The organism is Candidatus Accumulibacter sp. ACC007, from assembly GCF_907163205.1.
GTDB classification, from domain to species: Bacteria; Pseudomonadota; Gammaproteobacteria; order Burkholderiales; family Rhodocyclaceae; genus Accumulibacter; species Accumulibacter regalis.
Genome location: NZ_CAJQUD010000001.1, coordinates 757,315 through 782,098 on the forward strand (window position 1 = coordinate 757,315; position 24,784 = coordinate 782,098).

A 24,784-nucleotide genomic window follows, 5' to 3' on the forward strand; every position below is an offset into this window, starting at 1 on the left:
AGCGGCAGCAGCTGAGCAACGCTGTCAGGCCCGGGCGGAGAAAAGGTGATTGCTGACCGGCTGCCGGCTGCGCGGAAGCCTGAAGTGGAGGGATTCCTGCAGAGTGGCGACGAAGCGCTTGTCGTCTTCCCTGATATGACGTTCAAACCAGTATTCGGCATAACGCAGGAAGGCATGAGCGTCATGTTCGCCCTTGATGACATCGCCCAGTGCCTTGCGTAGCAGATCAAGAGTGTCGCGGTGGATCTTGGCATGGGCAGTGAAATCGACTCCGGCGTCTTCAGCAATCCGCTCTTCGGTGGCGAAATGCAAGGTGAAGGAGTCAAGTAAGGCCTGGAACTCGGCGATATCTACGTAAGTGTTTCCAAAACAGCCCGCCTTGAGCGACTCGATACGGGTAAACACCTCTTCGTGCTGGGCGTCGATCTCGGGGAAATCGACCAACAGAGCTTCGGGCAGGAACGGGGAAAGAGCAATCTCCATTACATGTCTCCTCTGGTAACGTTCAAAGGCTTCTAGTTATCGTGGAAGTATAGGAATTGGTCGTGCAGAATTCCAGGGAAACTTGCGTTAAGTCAGACGAATATCCTTTCGACCGCGGCCCGTAGCGAGCGTACAGCGAAACCAGTTTGCCGAGAACGCCGTCAAGCCGTTACAATGCTCGGTTTTCCACCTTGCTCCACCGCTTGCATGGCGGGGGGCTTCAACCACAAGGAGTGTTCATGCGTCATTACGAAATCGTCCTGATCATCCATCCGGATCAGAGTGAACAGGTGCCGGCGATGATCGAGCGGTACAAGGCTGTGATCGCAGCGCGTTCCGGGCAGATTCACCGCCTCGAAGACTGGGGACGCCGCCAGCTCGCCTACCCGATCCAGAAGCTGCACAAGGCACATTATCTGCTGCTGAACATCGAGTGCGATGACGCCACGCTGACCGAGCTAGAGCACGGTTTCAAGTTCACCGACGCCGTTCTTCGTCATCTGACGATCAAGACCAAGAGTGCGGTCAGCGCGCCGTCGCCGATGATGAAGGACGAGAAATCCAAGTCGCTGCTGGAAGTCCGTGAACCAGCACCGCTTGAAGCTGTCGCCGAGCCGGACGCCTGATTGTCGAGGCTCTGCTGAACCGCGTCGAGCTTGCTGGAGTCCTGATCGAGCGCAAGGCGCTACGTTTTACGCCGGCCGGTGTGCCGGTAGTGGAATGTCTGATCGGGCATCAATCAGAACAGGTCGAAGCGGGTAGCCCGCGGCGTGTCGAATGCGAGATCGCGGCAATTGCCGTGGGTGCGACGGCACAGTGGCTGCAAGCGGCAACACCTGGCGCAGCCCTCCATCTGACGGGCTTTCTTGCCGCCAGGAGCCGCAACAGCAAGCAGCCGAGACTGCATGTAACTATGATCGAATTTGTCGAAGGAAAGCAAAATGGGAAGATTCTTCAAGAAGAAGGATGACAAGAATGTCAAGAAGCGTGGTGGTGGCCTGTTCAAGCGGCGCAAGTTCTGCCGCTTCACCGCTGAGAAGATGGAAGAGATCGATTACAAGGACGTTGATCTGTTCAAGGAGTACATCGCCGAGAACGGCAAGATCATGCCGGCGCGTCTGACCGGTACCAAGGCCGGTTACCAGCGGATGCTGTCGGTGGCCATCAAGCGTGCCCGCTTCCTGGCCCTGCTGCCGTACACCGACAATCACCAGTAAGCGAGGACAAGGAAATGCAAGTAATTCTGATGGAAAAGGTTGGCAACCTTGGTGGCCTCGGTGATCTCGTCAAAGTCAAGGACGGCTATGCGCGCAACTTCCTGATTCCAAATGGTAAAGCGAAACGTGCGACGCCAATGGCTCTGAAGGAGTTCGAAACCAGGCGCGCCGAGCTCGAGCTCGCCGCAGCCGAGAAACTGGCAGCTGCACAGGCGTATGCCGAGAAGTTCGAGGGTGTGGTCGTGCGCATCGAGCGCAAGGCCGGTGTCGACGGCCGACTGTTCGGCTCGGTAAGCAACTTCGATGTTGCCGATGGTCTGCGTGCGCTCGGTTTCGAGGTCGAAAAGTCCGACGTGCGCATGACTGCCGGCCCGCTGAAGATGATCGGCGAGACCGAGCTGGAGGTTTCACTGCATAGCGACGTTCTGGCAAAGATTACGGTTTCCGTCGTCGCCGAGCAGTTCAAGATCTAGCTCTGATCCGGCGCCGTTGGCTGGCGCCAGGGAAGAAGCCTTGCCCTGGGGCAAGGCTTTTTTGCGTTCTGGCATCGGGAAACACTCATCAGCGAGGTAAACTCGCTGCCTTGCTCGTCCCGTTTTCTCATTGATCGCTCATGGCCAAGTCCTTCACCGCAGATTCATCTCCCTCGGCAGGCGTCGAACGCTCGAGCAGTCGCGGTGTGCGGCGAGACAGCGGCCCGCGTAGCCCGCAGATTGATCCGGCACTGTCGGCGCTGCGCGTGCCACCGCACTCGATAGAGGCCGAGCAATCGGTTCTTGGTGGCCTGTTGCTCGACAATGCCGCCTTCGACAAGATCGCCGATCTGATGAGCGAAGGCGACTTTTATCGCGACGAGCACAAGCGCATCTACCGCCAGATCAGCAAGCTGCTGGAGCGTGGCAAGCCGGCTGATGCGGTTACTGTGGCCGAGAGCCTTGACCTGGCGGGCGAGGGCAACGATACCGGAGGCCTGGCCTACCTTGGTGAACTCGCCGCCAATACGCCGTCGGCAGCGAATATCCGGCGTTATGCGGAAATCGTTCGTGAGCGGGCGATCCTGCGGCAACTGGTCACGGCTGGTGACGAGATAGCCGGCAGCGCGCTCAACCCGCTCGGTCGCGATCCGAAGACCTTGCTCGATGAGGCCGAGATGAAGGTCTTCGCCATCGCCGAAGGCGGCTTTCGTCACCAGAGTGGCTTCCAGCACATCAACCCGCTGCTGACGCAGGTGGTCGAGCGCATCCAGGAACTGCACGACCGCGACAATCCGTCGGACATCACCGGTGTTCCCACTGGCTATCATGATCTCGACAGCAAGACCTCGGGCCTGCAGGGCGGTGATTTGCTGATCGTCGCCGGGCGGCCGTCGATGGGCAAGACTTCGTTTGCGCTCAACATCGCCGAACATGTGGCGATCGAAGTCGGTCTGCCGGTGGCCATTTTCTCGATGGAGATGGGCGGTACTCAACTCGCCATGCGCATGCTCTCTTCAGTCGGTAGGCTGGACGCGCATCGTGTGCGCACCGGTCGTCTCAACGACGACGAGTGGTCACGCCTGTCGTTTGCCCTGGGCAAGATGCACGAAGCGCCGATCTATATCGACGAGACGCCGGCGCTGAACCCGATTGACCTGCGCGCACGCGCACGCCGTCTTCGCCGCCAGTGCGGTCCGCTTGGGTTGATCGTCATCGACTATCTGCAGCTGATGTCGGCGACCGGCCACGGCGAGAACCGGGCGACCGAAATCTCCGAGATTTCCCGCTCTCTGAAAAGCCTGGCGAAGGAGCTGAACGTTCCCTTAATGGCCCTCTCACAGCTCAACCGCTCGCTCGAGCAACGCCCGAACAAGCGCCCGGTGATGTCCGACCTGCGTGAATCAGGCGCCATCGAACAGGACGCAGACGTGATCATGTTCATCTATCGCGATGAGGTCTATAACCAGGATACGGCCGAGAAGGGTGTTGCCGAGATCATCATCGGCAAGCAGCGTAATGGTCCAATCGGTACCGTGCGCCTCACATTTCTGGGCGAATACACGCGCTTCGAGAATTTCGCCACACCGGGTTCGTATTGACCGCAGTCCTATAGGCCTGTTTTTTCAGCCATCGACGCGGCTGGCGTGGACGGTGTAGCTGAAGCGTTTGGTATCCAGGCTGTTGAAGCGTTCGGCAGCCATTTCCGCCTCCGGGAAGACGAGAAAAGGGAGCGCCTTGCCGTTGCCGCCGCGCAGCTTGACATCCTGAGCGCTGTTGAGAGCGACCCAGTTCATCTCCCAGAAACCAAACAGCAGCTTGCTCAGGACGACCAGTTTAGGATCACTGCCGCTCAGGTGCTCGTCGTAGATCGCCTTGCGTACGTCGGCCGGATTGACCGGAATCCAGCCGTAGCCTGGCGTATAGAACTCGGCACGGCATTGCTGTTCCGTGCTCAGGTTGCCAGTGGCGCCGAGACCGGCGAACAAGCGCGAGCTATCGATGCGCTGCCCGAAAATCGGCCGCGCCGGAATGCCGATCGATCGACACAGGGCGACAAACAGCAGCGCGATATCGGCACTTTTTCCGCTCAACTGGCCGCTGTCGAGCATGGCCTCGACATCGCCCCTGCCGATACCGGGCAGCGACGGGTCGTAGGAGGTGTTTTCCAGCACCCAGTCGTAAATCGCCTTGCCCCGTGCGACCGGATCCTTGATTCGACCGACAGCACGTTCGGCGGTACGGCGTACGAGTCCGTCGGTCGGGAGAAGATTGCTGGAGTGCAGGTTCTGGCGCAGCACTTCGCTGCGTTCAGCGGCGTTGCCGCGTCGGGTAATGTCGAAATGTCGGTCGCGTTTGGCGACCTGGCTGGTGATTTGCAACTGCGGCGCCGCGACCCCCTCGTTCCAGTCGGCGTAGAACACCACCATCGTCTCCGCCGGGTCGCGGTAGATGCCGGCATTGGTGAAATTTCCTTGCCAGCTGTGGCCCAGCGAACGCTGCCAGGGCGTGTCCTTGTACAGTGCCAGCGGTAGCCACATGCGCAGCTTGCCGCTGGCGTTGCTGAGCGCGATGGTCGAAGTGATGTCGTAGGTTCGCCACGGCGTTGTCGGCTCATCGGGCAGACTGGTTGCGTCGCGTTGCTCTGCTTCTGCCTGTGGAGGGCTGGCCGCGGTGGGCGTTTCCGGATGCTGGACGGCGGGTTTTGCGCCTTGCCTGTTGCTCTTCTTCGTGGTGCTGCTGCGCGTGGGTTTGGCGGCTGTTTTCTTCTTGTTGGCCGCCAACACCGACGAAGGGGCCAGTAAGGAAAGAAGTGCCGAAGCAGCAAGGAAATGGCGTCGTTTCAATCGACTCTCCGGTGAGCACTGGATCCTGGTCGCACGGAGCAGTTGGCACGGATCGGTGGCTGCAAACGACTGGGCCGTGTCTAAGACACGGCCCAGTCATAGGAGGAATTATAGCACTTCGGCAGCGTAGTCCGCGAGGCGGGAGCGTTCACCGCGTTGCAGGGTGATATGACCGGCATGCGCCCATCCCTTGAAGCGGTCGACGACATAGGCGAGACCGGAACTGCCTTCGGTAAGATAGGGCGTATCAATCTGGGCGATGTTGCCGAGGCAGACCACCTTCGTCGCTGGTCCGGCACGGGTAATCAGCGTCTTCATCTGCTTCGGAGTCAAGTTCTGCGCTTCATCAATGATCAGGAACTTGTTGAGGAAGGTCCGGCCGCGCATGAAATTGAGTGACTTGATCTTGATCCGGTTGCGAATCAGGTCGTGGGTGGCCGCACGCCCCCAATCGCCGGTTTCCTCATCACTCTTGTTGAGGACCTCGAGGTTGTCTTCGAGGGCGCCCATCCACGGTCCCATCTTTTCTTCTTCGGTGCCTGGCAAAAAGCCGATGTCCTCGCCGACCGGCACGGTGACCCGGGTCATGATGATTTCCTTGTAGCGCCTCGTTTCGAGTACCTGGGTGAGTCCCGCGGCCAAGGTGAGCAGTGTCTTTCCGGTACCCGCCTGGCCGAGCAGGGTGACAAAATCGATTTCCGGATTCATCAGCAGATTGAGCGCAAAGTTTTGTTCGCGGTTGCGCGCGGTAATCCCCCAGACGCTGTTCCTGGCGTGCGTGTAGTCGGTCAGGGTCTGAATTTCGGCGCTCGTTCCCGAGGCGTTGCGGACGATCGCATGCAGCGGGCTCTCTCCCTCCTGGATGAGGAACTGGTTCGCCAGAAATTGCGTGCACAGCGGGCCCTTGAAGCGGTATAGCGTATGACCGTCCTGCTGCCAGGACTCCATCCCCTGACCATGCTCGTCCCAGAACTCCGCGCTCAGTTCGCGCATCCCGGTGTACAGGATGTCCGTGTCTTCCAGAACCTTGTCGTTGAAGTAATCCTGCGCCTGCAGCCCGAGCGTGCGAGCCTTGATGCGCATGTTGATGTCTTTGGAGACGAGGATCACCGAACGTTCTGGATGCTGGCGTTGCAGGTGGATGACGACCGCCAGGATCTGGTTGTCGGCCTTGGCCGTCGGGAGTCCTGCCGGGAGTTCGCTGGCGATAGCCTCGGTCTGCAGAAAGAGTCTGCCGCTGGCCAGTCGGCGAGAAGCTTCGTGGAGCTTGATGCCCTGCTCGATGGCATCGTCCATGCTACTGACGATTTCATCGAGCGTTCGTGTCACCTGGCGAGCATTGCGGGCGATTTCCGACATTCCCTTCTTGTGGTTGTCCAGTTCTTCCAGGGTCATGATCGGCAGGAAGACATCATGCTCTTCAAAACGGTAGACGCTGGTCGGATCGTGCATCAGGACGTTGGTGTCGAGGACGAAGAGTTTGCTCGGTTTGGCAGCAACGTCGCTGGTGGTGCTGACGGCAGCTTGGCGGCTCATGCGCATGTTTTCCGGATGAAGGATTGTCGGTCAGGGTTGGTGATCAGAGCTGAACGACGAAATCCAGCACCTGTTGAACATGGCCGGGTATTTTCAGAGCGCGCCATTCACGCCGCAACACCCCCTGGCCATCGATGACAAAGGTACTGCGCTCGATCCCGCGGACCTGTTTTCCGTACATCGATTTCATCTTGATCACCGAGAAACGAGCGCACAGTGATTCGTCGGCATCGGAGAGCAGGGCGAAGGGCAAGTCCTGCCTGGCCCGGAAGTTCTCGTGCGAGCGGATGCTGTCACGTGAGACACCGACCACGATGGCGCCCGCCTCGACAAACTGCGGGTGGAGATCGCGGAACTGCTGCGCCTCGGTGGTGCATCCCGGCGTGCTGTCTTTGGGGTAGAAGTAGAGTACGACAGTGCTGCCCCGGCAGGCTGACAGCGTGAAGGTCTGGTCGCCTGTGGCCGGCAGGCTGAAGTCGGCGACGGGCTGGTCGAGCATGGCTTTCCTTCAGGGGAATGGTTCGGGGAACGGGGACTGGATTGTTGTAAGAAAGCAGCGCATCGGTCAAGCCGGTTGATGCCGCAATAGCGTTCGTACTGCTTGCTTCTTTGCTGGAAACTGTATAAAAATACAGTCCTGACAACAGGAGCCTACGACCATGACCAGAGTTGCCTCGCTTACCCCGCGACAACAGGAAATCCTTGACTTCATCCGTAACACGCTGGAAATCCTTGGCGCACCACCGACCCGGGCCGAAATCGCCAGTGCTTTCGGATTTGCCTCGCACAATGCCGCCGAGGAACACCTCAAGGCGCTCGCCAAGAAGGGCATCATCGTTCTCGAACCCGGTTCGGCGCGCGGCATCCGCCTGGTCGAACAACTCGGTTTGCCGCTGATCGGTAGTGTTGCCGCCGGCAGCCCGATTCTGGCGGTGGAAAATGTGCAGCGCCGCTATACGGTCGATGCCAGCCTGTTTCGTCCACGTGCCGATTTCCTGCTGCGTGTGCGTGGCCTGTCGATGATCAACGCCGGCATTCTGGATGGTGACCTGCTCGCCGTACACCGCAGCAGCGAAGCACGCAACGGCCAGATCGTCGTTGCGCGGCTTGACGATGAGGTGACAGTCAAGCGTTTTCGCCAGCGGGGAGGGGCGGTCGAACTGATCGCCGAAAACCCCGATTTCGAACCGATCATCGTCGATTCGGAAGCGCAAACATTGGCTATCGAAGGCATTGCTGTCGGGGTGATCCGCGGCAGTGAGACGATGTGAGTGCGAGTTGGCCTTGCCCAACCTTTTATGCCTGCCATGCCTTCATCTCTGACGCTTTCGCAAGTTCTTGATCGCCCTGATATCTGGCGTGGCGATACGCTGGCCAGAACGCCATTAACCGGCGTGCCGACGGGTTTCACCGAACTTGACCGTGAGTTGCCTGGCGGTGGCTGGCCGCGCGGCGGCTTGACCGAAATCTTGCCGGCGCATCGAGGGATTGGTGAACTGAGTCTGCTACTGCCAGCTCTGGCGCGCCTATCGAGCGACGAACTTGCCTGGCTCGTCTGTGTTGCCTCGCCGCATCCGCTGCATGCACCAGCGTTGCGGGAATCCGGTCTTGACCTGTCGCGCCTGCTGGTCGCCAGCGCTCCCGGCCGTGATGCTGCCTGGGTCTGCGAGCGCTCACTCGCTGCCGATGGCGTTGGCGCCGTTGTCACCTGGCTGCCTGACGTACAGACGAGCACGTTGCGTCGGCTGCAGCTCGCTGCCGAGAGCAGTCGCACGCTGCTGTTCGTTTTTCGTCCGGCAGCCTGTGCCAGTCAATCCTCGCCGGCGCCGCTGCGCCTGGCGCTCGAAGCTGCGGGTGAGCAACTGATCGTTCGTCTTCTCAAGCGCCGTGGCGGCACGCAGTCAGCATCATTGCCCATTGCCATTCAACGTCCACTACGTCGGAATCATGCTCTGGCTTGCCCTGTACCTGCCACGCCTGCCGCTCGAAGTCTTTCCCAGCCTGCCATCGCCTAAAGCCATCGTCAGCCGTGAACGTGTCGTCGTCGCCGACCGGGCGGCGAGTTCGGCTGGCGTGATGCCTGGACTGCGTCTGGCCGAGGCGTGGGCTTTCTTGCCCACTCTGGCCGTGCAGCAGCGTGATTGCGAGCGTGAGCAGCTAGCCTTGACCCGGCTCGCCTACTGGGCAGGCGGTTTCACCTCGGAGATCTGCTGCCTGCCACCCCAGACGCTGCTGCTGGAAGTGGCCGCTTCCCTGCGTCTTTTCGGCGGCGCCACGGCGCTCTTCGAACGTATTGTAAGCGGCTGCGCCGAGCAGGGCTTTGCTCCGCAGGCGGCGCTTGCTCCCACGCCGCTCGCTGCGCAGTGGCTGGCGCTTGCCGGCGACAATGAGCCCTGTCTCGACAGCGCTGAACTGCCGTTGCGCCTCGGCAGACTGCCGCTGGCGGCTCTCGACTTCTCGCCGCAGAAGCAGGCTCGCCTCGGCAGCTTTGGTGCGCGCCTGCTCGCTGACGTGCTTTGTCTGCCCCGCGCAGGTCTGGCACGTCGACTCGGCCCCGCTTTTGTCACAGATCTGGCGCGTGCGCTCGGCGATTTTCCGGACCCGCGGCCGCGCTTTGTTTTTCCGGAGCGCTTTGTCGAGCGGCTGGAACTGCCGATGCGGACTGATAATGCGATCGCTCTCGGCTTTGCCGGGCGTCGCCTGGTCGCCAGCTTGTGTGGCTGGCTTGCTGCTCGCGCTGAGGGAATCAGTGAATGCCGCTTCGAGTTTGCGCACGAACGTTCCACGGAGCAGCGATCGGCCACTGTTCTGGCCCTCGCTTTCAGCACTGCCACGCGCGACCCCGAACGGATCTCCCGGGTGCTCATCGAGCGCCTGCAGCGGCTCGAACTGCCCGCCGCTGTCGACGCGATCCGCTTGCGAGCCGAGGCGCCGGAGGCGCTGCCAGGACGTGCGAGCAGCTTGTTCGGTGAGCACGGTGAAGGCGCTGGTGGTGATTCGGTGGCCGCGCTGGTCGAGCGCCTGCAGGCGCGTCTTGGCAGCGGGAGCGTGCATGTGCTTGCGGTTGTGGCCGAGCACCGCCCGGAGAACGCCTCGCGACGAGTCACCTCCGCCCTGCTGGCCGGAGAGAGAATAGCGACGAAGTTGTTTGCTGACTCGAGGGTGTCGCTGAAAGAGTCTGCTCCACGTCCTCTATGGCTTCTGGCCAGACCGCAGGCCTTGCGCGAAACGGCCGGTCGGCCACAGTGTGGAGGCTCCTTACGTCTGCTTGCCGGGCCAGAGCGCATCGAAAGTGGCTGGTGGGATGCTGCCGAGCCCGATGCGCTTGGTGATGTGCGTCGCGACTACTTCGTCGCCATTTCAATACGTCAGGAATGGTTATGGATTTTTCGTTGCCGGGCAGGGTGGTTTCTGCATGGTGTGTTTGCCTGACGGTGTCCGATTTAACTGGTGCTTTTCGATCCCCCTTTTTATACTGTGATTATTGTCGCAATCGACCGTTTCACCGCGGAGTTCGATCATGGAGTACACCCTCACTGGCTTGTTGCCGACGGCACTTCTGATCGATCTGCCCGAAATCGATGTTCAGCACGAAGAGATTTTTCGCCGTATCGAGATGCTCAAGACCTCATCGTTTGGCAACGGACTCGCATCACTCGACGAGTTTCACAGCCTGCTCGACTATCTGGAGTGGCATTTCGCCAGCGAAGAGCGTGTCGCGCGCCAGCTCGGTGTCGACTTCGCCGATCATGCCAAAGTCCACGATGACAACCTGCGCACGCTGCGCAAGGCGCTCGCCGCCGTGCATGACGGTTCGCGCGATGTTCATTCCTTCCTGCGCTATACCGAATACTGGTTCGAGCGTCATATCACCGACGAAGACAAGCCCTTCGCTGCTCGGCTACGGGAGCGCGCCACCTGACGTCTTCCGCTGCTTGCAGTTCGTCGTTGCCAGCCTTCCGCTTCCTCTCCCGCGCGCCGCTGCGGCGCCTTTTTCTGCGCGCAGCGCTTGCCCGACCAGTGCATCGACAAGCGCCTCGAAAGAGTGATTTTCGGCCACGCGGCGGCGACCGGAAGGGGGCTCGCGAGATTGCCCGGAAATGGCCTCGTGAATGGTCTTGAAAGCCTTTTTACAAGCGCTCGGCGCGGATTCTTTTTTGCGTTCTTTCGAGCATTCTGGCAAGCTGATAAGCGGAACAGCATATCTTGTCATATTTCATCGCAAGCCCCTTTAATCGGCCATTTGTAGCTGGCCTGATCACTCATTGATGAGCTCGTACCGACCATGAACATTACCTCCTCAGCCGCCTGGAAAGCCATTGAAGCGCACCGGAAATCGTTCTCTCCAGAGCATCTCAGACAACTCTTTGCCAGTGATCCGGATCGCGTCGCTGCCCTCTCGCTGAGCTTCGATGGGATCCTTTTCGATTTCTCGAAGCAGCGCCTGGATTCGACGACGCTGGCTCTACTGGTTGAGCTGACCAAAGAAGTCGGCCTTGCCGAGTCGACGGCTAGAATGTTCAGCGGCGAGAAGATCAATGTCAGTGAAGATCGCTCGGTGCTGCACGTCGCCTTGCGGCGATCCGGCGCACCGTTTCCCAGTGCCGACTTCGACGTCATGGCCGAGGTCTTGCCAACGCGCCAGCGCATGGCCGCCTTCGCCGATCGTATTCGCGCTGGCGAGGCGCTTGGTTTTACCGGCATGCCGATTCGCACGGTCGTCAATATCGGTATCGGCGGCTCGGACCTCGGGCCGAAAATGCTCGCTTACGCGCTACGTTCGATCTCGCATCCGGCGCTTGCCGTGCATTATGTCTCCAATCTCGATAGCGCCCAGCTGGCGCCGCTCCTGCAAACCCTTGATCCGCGCACGACGCTTTTCCTGGTGGCCAGCAAGACCTTCACCACGCAGGAAACGATGCTCAACGCGCAAACCGCGCGCAACTGGCTGGTGGCCAACCTTGGCGACGCTGCCGCCGTTGCCCGTCATTTTGCCGCGCTGACGGCCAAACCCGAGCGTGCGGTCGACTTCGGGATTGACGAAGGCTCGGTCTTTCCTCTCTGGGATTGGGTCGGTGGTCGTTTTTCGCTGTGGTCGGCGGTTGGCCTGGCGTTGATGATCGCCATCGGGCCGCAGGCCTATGCCGAACTGCTGGCCGGCGCCGAGCGCATGGACGAGCATTTCCGCAGCATGCCCTTCGAACGCAACCTGCCCGTAGTGATGGCCCTGATCGGGATCTGGAACACCAACTTCCTGGGGGCGACGACCAACGCCGTATTGCCCTACAACGAGTCCCTGCGCTACTTCCCCTCTTTCCTGCAGCAACTCGAGATGGAAAGCAACGGCAAGTCTGTCGGGATCGATGGCCAGCCGCTCGCCCATGCGTCGAATCCCATCGTCTGGGGTGAGCTCGGCAACAACGGCCAGCACGCGTTTTTCCAGCTTCTCCATCAGGGTGGGCGATTGGTGCCCTGCGATTTCATCGCCGCCGTACGTTCGGATTACCCCTTGCCCGGGCATCAGGAGGCGCTGCTCGCCAACTGCTTCGCACAGAGCGCGGCGCTGGCATTCGGCAAGACCGAGGACGAGGCACGCAGCGAGCTGAGCGGCAGCATGTCGGCCGCGAAGCTTGCGGAACTCCTGCCGCACAAGGTCTTTGCCGGCAATCAGCCGTCGTCCACGCTGCTGCTGTCGCGGCTTGACCCGCAAACGCTCGGTGCCCTGGTTGCACTTTACGAACACAAGGTCTTCGTGCAGGGCGCCATCTGGGGGCTCAATTCCTTCGACCAGTGGGGCGTCGAGCTTGGCAAGGCGGTGGCCAACAGCATTCTGCCTGCGGTGAGCGACGCACAGCTGGCGAAAAAAACTCGACGCATCAACGCAAGGGCTGCTGGCCTTCACCCGGCAGCATATTGCCTGAACCGATTTTGCTCCGGTATCCGGCCGGGGCGCTCAATTTGCCATGAGGCATGACATGACTACGAAGGTGATCAGTGTTTCCAGTGCGCCGTTCTCCGGCCAGAAGCCGGGGACGTCCGGGCTGCGGAAGAAGGTGACGGTATTTCAGCAGGAGCGGTATCTCGAGAACTTCGTGCAGGCCATTTTCGACACGCTGAGCGGCCAGCAAGGAAAAACACTGGTCGTCGGCGGCGACGGCCGCTATTACAACGATGTGGCCATTCAAACCATTCTGCGCATGGCGGCTGCGGCCGGCTTTGGCCGTGCTCTGGTCGGTTGTGACGGCATTCTGTCGACGCCGGCCGCCAGTGCGGTGATCCGCAAATGGCAGGCCTTTGGTGGCCTTATCCTGTCCGCCAGCCACAATCCGGGTGGTCCCGATGGCGACTTCGGCATCAAGTACAACCTCGGCAATGGCGGACCGGCGAACGAAGCTTTTACCGACGCGGTTTATCAGCGCACGCAGGAGATCAGTGCCTATCGCACGATCGAGGCGGCCGATATCGACCTCGGGCGGTTGGGTGAGTTTCAAGTGGGTGAGATGGTCGTCAGCATCATCGATCCGGTCGCCGATTATGCCGAACTGCTGGAGTCCCTGTTTGACTTCGAGCGCATCGCCGCTCTCCTCGCACGTGCGGACTTTCGCATGCGTTTCGACGCCATGCACGCGGTCACCGGCCCCTACGCGAAGGCCATTCTGGAAGGCCGTCTCGGGGCGCCAGCGGGCACCGTGGTGAACGGCACGCCCCTGCCGGATTTTGGCGGCGGGCACCCCGATCCGAACCCCGTCTATGCAGCCGAGCTGGTCGCCGCTCTGGCCGACAGCCGCTCGGGTCTGTCGTTCGGAGCGGCCTCCGACGGTGACGGTGATCGCAACATGGTCGTCGGTCGTGGTTTCGTCGTCAGTCCGAGTGACAGCCTGGCCGTCATCGCCGCGAACCACGCGCTGGTACCTGGTTACGCGGCCGGCCTGGCCGGTGTCGCGCGCTCGATGCCGACGAGTTGTGCGGTGGACCGCGTCGCCAAGGCGCTGGGTATTCCCTGTTACGAGACGCCGACCGGCTGGAAATACTTCGGTTCTCTGCTCGATGCTGGCAAGGCCACCATCTGCGGCGAAGAGAGCGCGGGCACCGGCTCGAGCCACGTGCGCGAGAAGGATGGTCTGTGGGCGGTCCTCTACTGGCTCAACATTCTGGCCGTGCGCGATACGCCCGCCGACGTCATCGTGCGCGAGCACTGGCAGCGTTTCGGCCGCAACGTGTACTCGCGTCACGATTACGAGGGCATCGAGACAGCCGCGGCCGATCGCCTGATCGACGGCTTGCGCGCGCGGCTACCGCAACTCGCAGGCTCGCTGTGCAATGGGCTGCGCATCGAGGCTGCCGATGATTTTGCCTATATCGACCCGGTGGATGGCTCGCGCTCTGAACGTCAGGGCATCCGCATAATGCTCGACGATGGTTCGCGGGTGGTTTTCAGGCTTTCCGGCACGGGCACGGAAGGGGCGACACTGCGCGTCTATCTCGAGCGTTTCGTCGCCGATCCCAGCCGCCACGAGGTGCCGACGCAGGAGGCGCTCGCACCGCTGGTGCAACTCGCCGAGACGGTGGCGCAGATTGCCGGGATTACCGGGCGAAAAAAGCCGGATGTGATCAGCTAGGAAGTCGGGACACCTGGCGACGCGTGATGGCGCTGCCAGATGCCATGAATCAAGCTAGAAAAGGGGATATGAGAATGGTTGACCGGAAGACATTCCAATTGTCACGCAAGGCGATCGCCTTGGTGCTTGCTGGCGGGCGCGGCAGCAGGCTACACGAACTGACTGACCGGCGCGCCAAACCGGCGGTCCATTTTGGTGGCAAGTTCCGGATTATCGACTTCGCTCTGTCGAACTGTGTCAACTCGCAGCTGCGACGCGTCGGTGTGGTGACCCAGTACAAGTCGCACAGCCTCCTGCGTCATTTGCAGCGCGGCTGGAGTTTCCTGCACGGCGAAGTCAATGAGTTCGTTGACCTGCTTCCGGCACAGCAGCGAATAGACGAGGAATCCTGGTATCGGGGTACCGCCGATGCCGTCTATCAGAACATCGATATCCTCGAGACCTACACGCCGTCCCCGGAGTACGTCGTGATCCTGGCCGGCGACCACGTCTACAAGATGAACTACGGAATAATGCTGGTCGACCACGTCGAGAGCGGTGCCGAATGCACCGTCGCCTGTATCGAGGTGCCACGCAAGGAAGCCAGCGGGTTTGGTATCGTCGCCGTCGACGATAGTGGCATGATTACCGACTTCATCGAGAAGCCTGCCGATCCCCCGGCGATGCCGGGCAATCCGGAGATGTCCTTGTGCAGCATGGGAGTCTACGTTTTTAATGCCAAGTATCTGTACGCCGAACTGGCACGAGACATCGCCGACGAGACCTCCAACCATGACTTCGGCAAGGACATCATTCCACGTGCCGTCGCCAACCGCTGCGCGGTGGCGCACTCGTTCTCCCGCAGTTGCGTCGTGGCGCCCGATGAACCGGTCAGGGAACACTATTGGCGCGACGCCGGGACAATCGATGCCTACTGGGATTCGAACATCGATCTGACCGGCACCGTGCCGGCACTGAATCTCTACGACAGTAACTGGCCGGTGTGGACCTATCAACAGCAACTGCCACCTGCCAAGTTCGTGCACAACCATCTCGACCGGCGTGGGACAGCCATCGAATCCACCGTCTCCGGTGGCTGTATCGTTTCCGGAGAAGTCAACCGTTCGCTGCTCTTCTCCAGTTGCCGCATCCATTCCTACGCCCGGGTGAACCTGTCGGTAATGCTTCCCAACACCTCCGTCGGGTCGCGGGCTCGCCTGAGCCGTTGCGTTGTAGACAGTGACTGTCACATCCCGCCGAACATGGTCGTTGGTGAAGACCCGGACGACGATGCGCGCCGTTTCAGGTATACCGAGAACGGCATTACGCTGATCACCAAGAAGATGCTGGAGCGCCTCACCTGAGGCGGCAGGTTCGCTAGTCCGTGCGCATCCTGCACGTTGCCGCGGAGATCTACCCGCTGGTCAAGACCGGCGGGCTCGCCGATGTCGTGGCCGCCCTGCCGGCCGCGCTGGCCGCCCGTGGACTTGACGTCCGCATCCTGTTGCCGGGAATGCCCGCCATTCTCAACGGTGTGACCGATCTCAAGCGGGTTATCCGCATCGGTCCGGCGTTTGGCGCTGCAGTCATCACCCTGCGGCTCGGTCGCCTGCCAGACAGCGGCTTGCTGGCCTACGTCATTGATGCGCCCTTTCTTTACCGGCGCGACGGTAATCCCTACCTTGGCCCGGATGGTTGTGACTGGCGCGACAACCATCGACGCTTCGCTCTCCTTGGTTGGGTCGCTGCCCACCTCGCTGCCGGAGAACTTGATCGGCTCTGGCAGCCCGAGGTGGTGCACGCGCACGATTGGCACGCTGGACTGGCGCTCGCCTACATCGCGCAGAATCCGGCGCTGTCCACGGCCACCGTGTTCACCATCCACAATCTCTCCTTCCGCGGCCTTTTCCCTCTCGACTACCATCACGACCTCGGTTTGCAGATCTCTGGCGCAAATCAGAGCGGCATCGAGTTTCACGGGCAGTTGTCGTTCATGAAGGCGGCGCTGGTGCATGCGAAACGCGTCAACGCCGTCAGCCCGACCTATGCTCGGGAAATATGCTCGCAGGAATTCGGCTGGGGGCTGGATGGCGTGCTGCGTGGCCGGGGTGGCGATCTGTCCGGCATACTCAACGGTGTCGACTATTCGGTCTGGAACGCCAGCACCAATCCTGCCCTGTCAAGGAACTACAGTGCCGAGCACCTGCGCGGCAAGCTGGTCGGCAAGCTCAGATTGCAGAAGGATCTCGGTTTTACTCCCTGTGCCAAGGCGCCGCTGTTCGCCATTGTCAGTCGATTAACCTCGCAAAAAGGCATGGATCTGGTCCTTGGTGCCCTGCCGACCCTGTTGGCCGAGGGGGCGCAGCTGGTGGTCATTGGCAGTGGCGAGGCGGATATCGAAGCCGCCTTCAGAACCGCTGCCACGGCTCATCCCGCTGCGGTGTCGGTACATCTTGGCTACGATGAGGCCTTGTCGCATCGGATCATGGCCGGCGCCGACATCCTGCTCGTCCCCTCGCGTTTCGAGCCCTGTGGTCTGACGCAGCTCTATGCCTTGCGCTACGGCACCCTGCCACTGGTGCGGCGAGTCGGTGGCCTGGCCGATACGGTGGTCGATACGACGCCGGAGACCCTCAAGGCGGGTACAGCCAACGGCTTCTCGTTTGACGATGCCAGCAGCCGGAAGCTCGCCGGACGTGTCAGCAAGGCATGCGCGCTGTACCGCGACGCCGCGACGTGGCGTCACCTGCAGCAGCACGGTATGGCGCAGGATTTTTCCTGGGATGACTCGGCAATGCGCTACGAGGCGCTGTACAGAAGTATCTGAAGGCCTCGCCAGGGTCTTTCTCGTCGGCTGGCTGAAGGCCGATCGCCGTACGCCGCGCTCGTTGTGGTCAGCAGTGCCGGTGCTGCTGTCGGTGAAACCGAGGGCGCACTATAATCGCGACAGCAGTAGCCAACCGTCTTGCTTCGCGCCGACTGCTCCGTACGCTGGCCTGCAAACCAGGGATACAGGAGCCGCAACGATGAGAATTCGTTAGCCTAGCTTCCAGAACAAAACTCCCACAGGAGAGTTCATTGTCTTTTGATCATTGCCTCATTCGGCCGTTTGCCGGCCTCCGTCCGCGCCGCCAGGATGCCGCGGCCGTTGCCGCGCCACCCTATGATGTCCTTTCCAGTGAAGAGGCGCGCGAGGCAGCAAGCGGCAAGCCCTTGTCCTTCCTGCATGTGTCCAAGGCCGAGATCGACCTGCCGCCGGAGGTCGATCACTTCGCACCCGAGGTGTATGCGAAGTCGGCCGAAAATTTTCAGCGTCTGATCGACGACGGGGTGCTCCGCCGCGATGAGCGCGCGTGCTACTACGCGTACCGACTGGTGATGGGCGAACATGCGCAGACCGGACTGGTGGCCGCCGCTTCGATCGTCGCCTACGACAGCAACCGTATCCGCAAGCATGAGTTCACTCGCCCGGACAAGGAAGACGATCGCGTCCGGCAAATTGAAGCGCTGAATGCGCAAACCGGTCCAGTGCTGCTGGTCAATGCGCACAACGAGACCGTTGATCGCCTGCTCAGCCAGGCCGCCGAGGGCGAGCCAGTCGCCGACGTGACGGGCGACAACGGCATCAGGCACACCCTGTGGATGATCGACGATGGCGAGACCATCGCGCACCTCGGTGCGCTCCTCGAAGCCATGCCCGCACTGTACATTGCCGATGGTCATCATCGCTCGGCGGCGGCCTCACGAGTGGCTGCGGCTCGGCGTGGCAAGGCGGCTGCAACCGATAGCGCCGAGTATTTCCTGGCGGTGATCTTTCCCGCTTCACAGATGCGCATCATGGACTACAACAGGGTCGCGCGCGACCTCAATGGTCTGAGTGAGGAAGCTTTCCTGGCGGCCGTTGCTCAGCGCTATCGCGTCATGCCGTCGGACAGCCCCGTGAAGCCGGAACGCAGCGGCGTCTGCGGCATGTATCTCGGTCGTCGCTGGTACCGCCTGGAATTGCTGCCCGGTCTGCTGCCGTCGTCCGATCCGGTGCGGCGAGTCGATGTTTCGGTACTGGCCGAGCAGATCCTCGCTCCGCTGCTGGGGATCACCGACCTGCGCCGAGATACGCGCATCGACTTCGTTGGCGGCATGCGCGGCCTGGGCGAACTCGAACGACGCGTGGACAGTGGCGAGATGGCCGTCGCTTTTGCGCTCTATCCGACCCAGATGGCCGATCTGATGGCGGTCGCCGACGCGGGCGAGGTGATGCCGCCCAAGTCGACGTGGTTCGAACCGAAACTCGCCGACGGACTGGTGTCGCACGTCCTCGATTGACGCACGCGGCCAGCTGAGCTGAAGAAGGGGCGGGCAGGGCGGTCAATCAGCCGGCCACTGCGCGTCGGTGTCAGAACGCTGCCAGGAAGCGGCTGGTTCGTTTCACGCTTGGCACCGTCACTCACCTGGTGCAGATCACCTCGCGGCGCCGGCGTCAGCCCGACCCGGCCTTGCCCCTGACGACCGAAACCCGTGCTTTCCCGGTACTCAGCTCACCGATAACCGTTGCGTGATCAAAGCCTTCCTGCAGGAAAATCGACAGGACTTCCGTGACCACTTCCGGCGCACAGGCGATCAGCAAGCCGCCGCTGGTCTGCGGATCGGTGAGCAGTGCCTGCTCGACTTCGGTCAGATGCTTCGTCGGCCGGACCACGTGCTCGCCATAGCTGACCCAGTTGCGCTCTGAAGCGCCGGTGATACAAGCTTTTTCCGCATAGTCGAGAGCGTTGGCCAAAATCGGCAATGCGGCGTAGTCGATCACCGCCGAGACACGGGATGCCTTGCAGATTTCAACCAGGTGGCCGAGCAGACCGAAGCCTGTCACATCGGTCATTGCATGCACGCCGGCCAGGCACCCGAGAGCCCGTCCCGGCGTGTTGAGTTGCGTCGTCGAAGCGATCATCGACGCGTAGTTGCTGGCCGAAAGGACGCCTTTCTTCAGCGCTGCGCTGTAGAAGCCAACGCCCAGTCCCTTGCCGAGAATCAATTTGTCGCCGGGCCGTGCCCCAGAGTTGCGCTTCAGGTTGTCGGGATGCACCAGACCGATCGCCACGAGTCCGTATATCGGCTCGAGCGAGTCGATAGTGTGTCCACCGGCAATCGGAATACCCGCCTTGGTACATATTGACTCACCACCCTCAAGGACGCGCTTGATCGTCTCAAGCGGGAGCTTGTTGACCGGCATGCCGACGATTGCCAGTGCCAACAGCGGAACGCCGCCCATGGCGTAGACATCGGAAAGAGCGTTGGTCGCCGCGATGCAGCCAAAATCGAAAGGATCATCAACGATGGGCATGAAGAAATCAGTGGTCGCCACCAGCGCCTGATCGGCGTTGAGCTGGTAGACGGCAGCGTCATCGCTGGTCTCGATGCCGACCAGCAACTGCTTGGGGACGATAGCCGGAGTGGTCTTGGCGAGAATCTGTTCGAGCACGTGCGGAGCGATCTTGCATCCGCATCCACCACCGTGCGCAAACTGCGTCAGTTTGACGGGCTCTGTGTCGACTACTTCCGGAGCGGCAGCATCGTCCGTCCTGGATTTGTTTTTGGCCATGATATTCCGGTGGTTAGGGTGGCTTGGGGCGTCAAGGTGGCGATGCGGCCGCCGAGGTCGCTACCGGCAAGGCAGGAACTCAGCTGTTTGCAAAGCCCGCCTCATCGATTGCCGCGGCGAAGTCGGCGACGCTTGCCACCTTCGGGTCGTAGGTGATTCTGGCCTGGCTCGCCTCCAGCGACACCTCGACCTGATCGACTCCGGGCAAGCTCTTGAGGACCGTGCTGACGCTTTTCACACACGCCTGGCAGCGCATTCCGACAACGCCAATGCTGATCGTTTCCATCGCGGTTTCCCAGTCGTACTTGCCGGTGCGCTTGCTCGCCGCAGCCAGCCCCATTGCTGTCCTCGGCCGCGCCGGCTATCAGCTGCCGCCCGCACGCCAGCGCTTGAGAAGCAGTGAGTTGGAGACCACCGAGACCGAACTCATCGCCATTGCCGCGCCAGCGACGACCGGATTGAGCATGCCAAGTGCGGCCAGCGGTATGCCGAGCACGTTGTAGATGAACGCCGAAAAGAGATTCTGCCTGATTTTGCGCAGCGTCGCACGCGAAAGAAGGACCGCGTCGGCAATTCCGTCGAGGTCGCCATGGACCAGCGTTACGTCGGCGGCATCGATGGCGGCGTCCGATCCGGCGCCAATGGCGAAGCTGACATCGGCCGCCGCCAGCGCAGGCGCGTCGTTGATCCCGTCGCCGACCATGGCCACGACCGCGCCGCTGGTCTTCAGGGCATTGACTACAGCGGCTTTGTCGCCGGGGAGTACGCCGGCCCGGAAGTCGTCGATTCCCGCTTCCCGGGCGATTGCCGCAGCTGTCGCAGCGTGATCGCCGGTGAGCATTACCACCCGGATACCCATTCTCTTGAGCCGGGTCACGGCGGCGCGTGAGGTCGCGCGCAGGGGGTCAGCGATCGCCAGCAGCGCCAGAGCGACGTCCGTCTGGCCCTTGCTGCCTTCGCCAGCGCTGCTTTCCTGGCCATCTTCGACCAGCACCACGACCGTCTTGCCCGTGCGTTGCAGGTTGTCGATCAGTTCTCGAGGCAGGCTCATGGCGAGGAACTCGCTGGGCGCGGCGAGACGTAGCAGGCGTTCGCCTACCCGGCCCTCGACCCCACGACCGGGGAGGGCTCGAAACTGTGCTACGGGCGGCAGCGGCAGCTGGCTGGCCCGGGCATGGCGCAGGATCGCCTTGGCCAAGGGATGCTCGGAACCCTGTTCGAGGGCCGCCGCGAGAGACAGGGCTTCGTCTGCCGACGCGGCCAGCGGCACGAGATCGGTCAGTACCGGCTCGCCGCGCGTCAGCGTGCCGGTCTTGTCGACCGCCAGCACGCTGACCTTCTCTGCACGTTCCAGCGCTTCGGCATTCTTGACCAGGATACCCGCCGAGGCACCCTGTCCGGTGGCGACCATGATCGCCGTCGGTGTCGCCAGCCCGAGGGCGCAAGGACAGGCAATCACCAGTACCGCCACGGCGTTGACCAGCGCGGCGCTGAAGTCGCCGCCAAACAGCCACCAGGCGAGCAGGGTGCATAGGGCGATGGCACAGACCACGGGTACGAAAACCGCCGAGATGCGGTCGGCAAGGCGCTGCACGGGCGCTTTGGAGCCCTGCGCTTCGGCGACCATGCGGATGATTCCGGCGAGCAGGGTGTGCTCGCCGACGCCGCTGGCCCGACAGCGCAGCATTCCCTCGCCGTTGGCCGTGGCGGCGAAGACGCGCGCTCCCGGCTGCTTGGCCACCGGCATGCTCTCGCCGGTGAGCATCGCTTCGTTGACCGTCGACTCACCGTCGATCACGTCGCCATCGACGGGCAGGTTTTCGCCGGGACGAACAACAAAGATATCGCCGGGGGTGAGCAGCGCGGCGTCGATTTCGATCAGCTTGCCGTCGCGCTCGACGCGCGCGGTTTTCGGCTGCAGGCGAACGAGGGTTTCGATGGCGTCGGTGGTCCTCGCCTTGGCGCGTGCCTCGAGCAATTTTCCAAGCAGTACCAGGGTGATCACCGCCGCCGAGGCCTCGAAGTATACGTGCAGATGGGCAGCGCCCGATACGGTGACGAACAGGCTGAAACCATAGGCCATGCTGGTTCCCAGAGCGACCAGCACGTCCATGTTCGCGCCACCACCGCGCAAGGCCGTCCAGGCGCCAGTGTAGAAGCGCCCGCCGATCCAGAACTGTACCGGCGTCGCCAGTCCAAGTTGCAGCCAACGCGGAAGGAGGTCATGGTGAGTTTGCGCGCCGCCATCGAACATGCTCACCATTTGCGCGGCCAGGGGCAGGGTCAGCACGGCCGCAATCCAGAAGCGGCGCAATTCTGCCTTCCCGGCGGCGATTTTGTTGGCCTTCTCCTCGCTGCGCGAGCGATCGTCGACCAGATGCCCGACGAAGCCGGCACGCTCGACGGTGGCGAGCAGTAACGCTGGATCGACGATGCCCGGAACATGGTGGACGGTGGCCCGTTCGGTGGCCAGGTTGACCACCGCGTCAACACCCAAAAGCCGGTTGAGGAGCTTTTCAAGGCGCGTCGAGCAGGCGGCGCAGGTCATTCCATCTATCGCCAGTTCGGTGGTTCGTCGCGGCACGCTGAAACCGGCTTTCTCGATCGCCGCGACCACCTCTTGCGGCGAGCTGGCGCCAGACGAAAGGTCGACCTGGGCGCGTTCGCTGGCCAGGTTAACGGTGGCCATGACGCCGGGCAGGCGATTCAGGACTTTCTCGATGCGCGTCGCGCAGGCGGCACAGGTCATGCCCGTGACCGGCAGATCGAGGCGTTGCGGGTCGTTCTTTCCTTCTCTCATGTCGAGCACCGGGGCCGAGCGTCGCAGGTTTGCATCAAGATCCCCTCAAGTAGCGAATGGCGAATGGCCGATCAGGAGGCGCGCCAGCCCGATCAGGCCCCAGACGCCAAAGCCAAGAATCAGCGTTCCCGATGCCAGGCGTAGCGTGCGATTGCGCGCATAGGCCTGCAGGCGTGCGGCCAGCAGGCCGGCAAGCAGCAGGTTGGGCAAGGTGCCGGCACCGAAAGCCAGCATCAGCCCGGCGCCGTGCATCGCCGAGCCACTGGTCAAGGCCGTTGCCAGTGCGCTATACACCAGGCCGCAGGGCAACCAGCCCCAGAGCAGCCCGAGTGGAAAAGCCTGCCTGATGCTGCGTACGGGCAGGAAATGCCGGGTCAGGGGTTGCAGATGTCGCCACAGTTTCTGGCCGAAGCGCTCGGTGAACGCCAGTGCCCTGGTCAGGCCCATCAGATACAGCCCGAGCGCGATGAGCATCAGGTTGGCGAGCAGGAAAAGGGAGCTGCGTAGCGGTAGCTGCCCGGACAAGGCCAGACTCGCTTCACCGAGTGCACCGACGATAGCGCCGGCAGCAGCATAACTGACGATCCGTCCGGCATTGTAAGCGAGGTGCAGCGAGGCGCGTGCGGGCCCCCCCATCGACAGCGCACCGACGATGCCGCCGCACATGACGACGCAGTGCGTCCCACCGAGCAGACCGATCAACAACAAAGCAAGATACGTCGATTCTGGCATCTGGGGCTAGCGCGCGCGCCGACGGGCTGAGGGAGGTCGGATTCTACTCCTTCCTCGGCTTTGGTCAGCGGCGAGTCAGCTGGAGGCGGTCTTCAGATGACCTTCGAGTAGCGCGTGCGCTGTCGATCAGCGCGCAGATAACGGTCGAAAACCATCGAAATCGCGCGTACCAGCATGCGGCCCTTCGGCAGAACGGTAATCCAGCGGTCATCGATATGCACCAGTCCGGCATCGACCATCTCGCGCAGATCGTCGAGCTCGGTGGCGAAGTGCTTCCTGAATTCGATCAGATGCGCGATCTCGATCGACTCGATCGACAGCTCGAAGTGACACATCAGCGACTGGATGATGGAGCGCCGCAGCAGGTCGTCGGCGTTCAATTCGATACCGCGGTAGACGGGCAGGGTGCCGCTGTCGAGCAGGTCATAGTACTCGTCGAGCGTCTTCACGTTCTGACTGTAGGTCGGTCCGACCTTGCCGATCGACGAGATCCCGAAGGCCAGCAGGTCACAGTCCGAATGCGTCGAGTAGCCCTGGAAGTTGCGATGCAGGCGGCCCTGCCGCTGGGCGGTCGCCAACTCATCGTCGGGCTTGGCGAAATGATCCATGCCGATATACACGTAGCCGGCTTCGGTCATTTTTCGGATGGCCAGGGAGAGAATCTGCAGGCGGGCGTCGGCGCTTGGCATGTCCGCGTCGAGGATGCGCCGTTGCGGCTTGAACAGGCTCGGCAGGTGCGCATAGTTGTAGATCGACACGCGATCGGGGCTGGCGGCAATGACCCGGTCGAGCGTACGGCTGAAGCCGATCACTGTCTGTTTCGGCAGGCCGTAGATCAGGTCGACGCTGATCGACTTGAAGCCGCTGCTACGCGCCGCGTCCATGACGGCCAGGGTTTCTTCCTCGCTCTGAATGCGATTCACGGCCTTCTGGACCGCCGGGTCGAAATCCTGGACACCGACACTCATGCGGTTGAAGCCCAGTTCGCCAAGCAGTTCGACGGTTGCGCCATCGACCTTGCGCGGGTCGACTTCAATCGAGTACTCGCCGTCTTCAATCAGCTTGAAGTGATGGCGTGTCGCTGCCATCAGTTGGCGCATTTCATCGTGCGAGAGGAAGGTCGGCGTACCGCCACCCCAATGCAGTTGCGCCACTTCCTGATCGCCACCTTCAAGATAGCTGCTCTGCAGTGCCAGTTCGCGCGCCAGATACTTCAGATATTTGGCTGAGCGGCCATGGTCCTTGGTGATGATCTTGTTGCACGCGCAGTAATAGCAGATGGTGTTGCAGAACGGAATGTGGAAGTACAATGACAATTGCCGGCTGACGGCGCCAATGTTGCGCTTGCCGAGCCACAGTTGGTACGCATCCGGGCCAAAGGCCTCGACAAAGCGATCCGCCGTAGGGTATGACGTATAGCGCGGGCCGTTGATGTCGAAGCGGCGGATGATCTGCGGATCAAAAACGAGGTTCTCGGCGACAGAGTTCATGTTTCCACTACAT

General features: G+C 61.7%; 23 protein-coding genes. 14 read left to right on the plus strand and 9 right to left on the minus strand.

Annotated features, from left to right (window positions below):
* Nucleotides 1–24: 24 nt before the first annotated feature.
* Nucleotides 25–483, minus strand: coding sequence for a hemerythrin family protein (locus QZ634_RS03230; protein WP_291985531.1), 459 nt, complete (start codon nt 481–483; stop codon nt 25–27).
* Nucleotides 484–722: 239 nt separating this feature from the next.
* Between QZ634_RS03230 and rpsF the strand changes: the two genes are divergently transcribed.
* The 5 genes from rpsF (at nt 723) to dnaB (ending at nt 3,774) form a co-directional block, all read left to right on the plus strand.
* Nucleotides 723–1,109, plus strand: a complete 387-nt coding sequence (rpsF, locus tag QZ634_RS03235) for a 30S ribosomal protein S6 (protein WP_291985533.1) — start codon at nt 723–725, stop codon at nt 1,107–1,109.
* Nucleotides 1,110–1,123: 14 nt separating this feature from the next.
* Nucleotides 1,124–1,453: a primosomal replication protein N gene (gene priB / locus QZ634_RS03240; protein ID WP_291863977.1), complete on the plus strand. Its 330-nt coding sequence runs from the start codon at nt 1,124–1,126 to the stop codon at nt 1,451–1,453.
* On the plus strand, nt 1,425–1,700 hold the full coding sequence (gene rpsR / locus QZ634_RS03245) for a 30S ribosomal protein S18 (RefSeq protein WP_043568754.1): 276 nt from the start codon (nt 1,425–1,427) through the stop codon (nt 1,698–1,700). The genes priB and rpsR overlap by 29 nt, the downstream gene beginning before the upstream one ends.
* Before the next feature lie 14 nt (nt 1,701–1,714).
* Nucleotides 1,715–2,173 (plus strand): 50S ribosomal protein L9, encoded by a 459-nt coding sequence (gene rplI, locus QZ634_RS03250; protein ID WP_043568755.1) that lies wholly within the window; start codon nt 1,715–1,717, stop codon nt 2,171–2,173.
* 140 nt (nt 2,174–2,313) lie between these two features.
* Entirely contained in the window at nt 2,314–3,774 is a 1,461-nt protein-coding gene (dnaB, locus tag QZ634_RS03255; protein ID WP_291985535.1) for a replicative DNA helicase, read from the plus strand.
* 24 nt (nt 3,775–3,798) lie between these two features.
* Here the strand turns inward: dnaB and QZ634_RS03260 are convergent, their stop codons facing one another.
* The 3 genes from QZ634_RS03260 to QZ634_RS03270 form a co-directional block, all read right to left on the minus strand.
* Entirely contained in the window at nt 3,799–5,019 is a 1,221-nt protein-coding gene (locus tag QZ634_RS03260; RefSeq protein ID WP_291985537.1) for a transglutaminase-like domain-containing protein, read from the minus strand.
* Nucleotides 5,020–5,127: 108 nt separating this feature from the next.
* Complete coding sequence (locus QZ634_RS03265) at nt 5,128–6,555, minus strand: PhoH family protein (RefSeq protein WP_043568953.1); 1,428 nt, start codon at nt 6,553–6,555, stop codon at nt 5,128–5,130.
* Nucleotides 6,556–6,598: 43 nt separating this feature from the next.
* Nucleotides 6,599–7,054 (minus strand): peroxiredoxin, encoded by a 456-nt coding sequence (locus tag QZ634_RS03270; protein ID WP_291985540.1) that lies wholly within the window; start codon nt 7,052–7,054, stop codon nt 6,599–6,601.
* 160 nt (nt 7,055–7,214) lie between these two features.
* Between QZ634_RS03270 and lexA the strand changes: the two genes are divergently transcribed.
* The 9 genes from lexA (at nt 7,215) to QZ634_RS03315 (ending at nt 18,476) form a co-directional block, all read left to right on the plus strand.
* The gene (gene lexA / locus QZ634_RS03275; RefSeq protein ID WP_043568762.1) at nt 7,215–7,826 is read left to right on the plus strand and encodes a transcriptional repressor LexA; all 612 of its coding nucleotides are present in this window, start codon (nt 7,215–7,217) and stop codon (nt 7,824–7,826) included.
* 36 nt (nt 7,827–7,862) lie between these two features.
* Nucleotides 7,863–8,570 carry a translesion DNA synthesis-associated protein ImuA gene (gene imuA / locus QZ634_RS03280; RefSeq protein ID WP_291985542.1) on the plus strand — a complete coding sequence of 236 codons (708 nt, stop codon included), beginning with the start codon at nt 7,863–7,865 and terminating at the stop codon, nt 8,568–8,570.
* Nucleotides 8,473–9,987 (plus strand): DNA polymerase Y family protein, encoded by a 1,515-nt coding sequence (locus QZ634_RS03285; protein WP_291985544.1) that lies wholly within the window; start codon nt 8,473–8,475, stop codon nt 9,985–9,987. Before imuA ends, QZ634_RS03285 begins: the two co-directional genes overlap by 98 nt.
* An 88-nt stretch (nt 9,988–10,075) precedes the next feature.
* Nucleotides 10,076–10,477 carry a hemerythrin family protein gene (locus QZ634_RS03290; protein WP_291985546.1) on the plus strand — a complete coding sequence of 134 codons (402 nt, stop codon included), beginning with the start codon at nt 10,076–10,078 and terminating at the stop codon, nt 10,475–10,477.
* A gap of 363 nt (nt 10,478–10,840) precedes the next feature.
* Nucleotides 10,841–12,529 carry a glucose-6-phosphate isomerase gene (pgi, locus tag QZ634_RS03295; protein WP_366145352.1) on the plus strand — a complete coding sequence of 563 codons (1,689 nt, stop codon included), beginning with the start codon at nt 10,841–10,843 and terminating at the stop codon, nt 12,527–12,529.
* Between the two features lies 1 nt (nt 12,530).
* On the plus strand, nt 12,531–14,174 hold the full coding sequence (locus tag QZ634_RS03300; RefSeq protein ID WP_291985548.1) for an alpha-D-glucose phosphate-specific phosphoglucomutase: 1,644 nt from the start codon (nt 12,531–12,533) through the stop codon (nt 14,172–14,174).
* Between the two features lie 68 nt (nt 14,175–14,242).
* Nucleotides 14,243–15,517 (plus strand): glucose-1-phosphate adenylyltransferase, encoded by a 1,275-nt coding sequence (gene glgC / locus QZ634_RS03305; RefSeq protein WP_291985550.1) that lies wholly within the window; start codon nt 14,243–14,245, stop codon nt 15,515–15,517.
* A 20-nt stretch (nt 15,518–15,537) separates the two neighbouring features.
* On the plus strand, nt 15,538–16,980 hold the full coding sequence (gene glgA, locus QZ634_RS03310) for a glycogen synthase GlgA (protein WP_291985552.1): 1,443 nt from the start codon (nt 15,538–15,540) through the stop codon (nt 16,978–16,980).
* 251 nt (nt 16,981–17,231) lie between these two features.
* Nucleotides 17,232–18,476 (plus strand): DUF1015 family protein, encoded by a 1,245-nt coding sequence (locus tag QZ634_RS03315; protein ID WP_291985554.1) that lies wholly within the window; start codon nt 17,232–17,234, stop codon nt 18,474–18,476.
* 154 nt (nt 18,477–18,630) lie between these two features.
* Here the strand turns inward: QZ634_RS03315 and selD are convergent, their stop codons facing one another.
* The 5 genes from selD to hemN form a co-directional block, all read right to left on the minus strand.
* Entirely contained in the window at nt 18,631–19,749 is a 1,119-nt protein-coding gene (gene selD / locus QZ634_RS03320) for a selenide, water dikinase SelD (protein WP_291985555.1), read from the minus strand.
* Between the two features lie 79 nt (nt 19,750–19,828).
* Entirely contained in the window at nt 19,829–20,089 is a 261-nt protein-coding gene (locus QZ634_RS03325) for a heavy-metal-associated domain-containing protein (protein WP_291985557.1), read from the minus strand.
* 24 nt (nt 20,090–20,113) lie between these two features.
* Nucleotides 20,114–22,549, minus strand: coding sequence for a heavy metal translocating P-type ATPase (locus tag QZ634_RS03330; protein ID WP_291985560.1), 2,436 nt, complete (start codon nt 22,547–22,549; stop codon nt 20,114–20,116).
* A gap of 45 nt (nt 22,550–22,594) precedes the next feature.
* The gene (locus tag QZ634_RS03335; protein WP_291985562.1) at nt 22,595–23,281 is read right to left on the minus strand and encodes a sulfite exporter TauE/SafE family protein; all 687 of its coding nucleotides are present in this window, start codon (nt 23,279–23,281) and stop codon (nt 22,595–22,597) included.
* Between the two features lie 92 nt (nt 23,282–23,373).
* Complete coding sequence (gene hemN, locus QZ634_RS03340) at nt 23,374–24,771, minus strand: oxygen-independent coproporphyrinogen III oxidase (RefSeq protein WP_291985564.1); 1,398 nt, start codon at nt 24,769–24,771, stop codon at nt 23,374–23,376.
* Between the last annotated feature and the right edge of the window lie 13 nt (nt 24,772–24,784).

Bases quoted from the DNA above. Each gene is read 5' to 3' on its own strand.
- QZ634_RS03230 (WP_291985531.1), bottom strand. From the start codon at position 483: ATGGAGATTGCTCTTTCCCCGTTCCTGCCCGAAGCTCTGTTGGTCGAT.
- rpsF (WP_291985533.1), top strand. From the start codon at position 723: ATGCGTCATTACGAAATCGTCCTGATCATCCATCCGGATCAGAGTGAA.
- rpsR (WP_043568754.1), top strand. From the start codon at position 1,425: ATGGGAAGATTCTTCAAGAAGAAGGATGACAAGAATGTCAAGAAGCGT.
- rplI (WP_043568755.1), top strand. From the start codon at position 1,715: ATGCAAGTAATTCTGATGGAAAAGGTTGGCAACCTTGGTGGCCTCGGT.
- dnaB (WP_291985535.1), top strand. From the start codon at position 2,314: ATGGCCAAGTCCTTCACCGCAGATTCATCTCCCTCGGCAGGCGTCGAA.
- QZ634_RS03265 (WP_043568953.1), bottom strand. From the start codon at position 6,555: ATGAGCCGCCAAGCTGCCGTCAGCACCACCAGCGACGTTGCTGCCAAA.
- QZ634_RS03270 (WP_291985540.1), bottom strand. From the start codon at position 7,054: ATGCTCGACCAGCCCGTCGCCGACTTCAGCCTGCCGGCCACAGGCGAC.
- lexA (WP_043568762.1), top strand. From the start codon at position 7,215: ATGACCAGAGTTGCCTCGCTTACCCCGCGACAACAGGAAATCCTTGAC.
- imuA (WP_291985542.1), top strand. From the start codon at position 7,863: ATGCCTTCATCTCTGACGCTTTCGCAAGTTCTTGATCGCCCTGATATC.
- QZ634_RS03290 (WP_291985546.1), top strand. From the start codon at position 10,076: ATGGAGTACACCCTCACTGGCTTGTTGCCGACGGCACTTCTGATCGAT.
- pgi (WP_366145352.1), top strand. From the start codon at position 10,841: ATGAACATTACCTCCTCAGCCGCCTGGAAAGCCATTGAAGCGCACCGG.
- QZ634_RS03300 (WP_291985548.1), top strand. From the start codon at position 12,531: ATGACTACGAAGGTGATCAGTGTTTCCAGTGCGCCGTTCTCCGGCCAG.
- glgC (WP_291985550.1), top strand. From the start codon at position 14,243: ATGAGAATGGTTGACCGGAAGACATTCCAATTGTCACGCAAGGCGATC.
- selD (WP_291985555.1), bottom strand. From the start codon at position 19,749: ATGGCCAAAAACAAATCCAGGACGGACGATGCTGCCGCTCCGGAAGTA.
- QZ634_RS03325 (WP_291985557.1), bottom strand. From the start codon at position 20,089: ATGGGGCTGGCTGCGGCGAGCAAGCGCACCGGCAAGTACGACTGGGAA.
- QZ634_RS03330 (WP_291985560.1), bottom strand. From the start codon at position 22,549: ATGAGAGAAGGAAAGAACGACCCGCAACGCCTCGATCTGCCGGTCACG.
- QZ634_RS03335 (WP_291985562.1), bottom strand. From the start codon at position 23,281: ATGCCAGAATCGACGTATCTTGCTTTGTTGTTGATCGGTCTGCTCGGT.
- hemN (WP_291985564.1), bottom strand. From the start codon at position 24,771: ATGAACTCTGTCGCCGAGAACCTCGTTTTTGATCCGCAGATCATCCGC.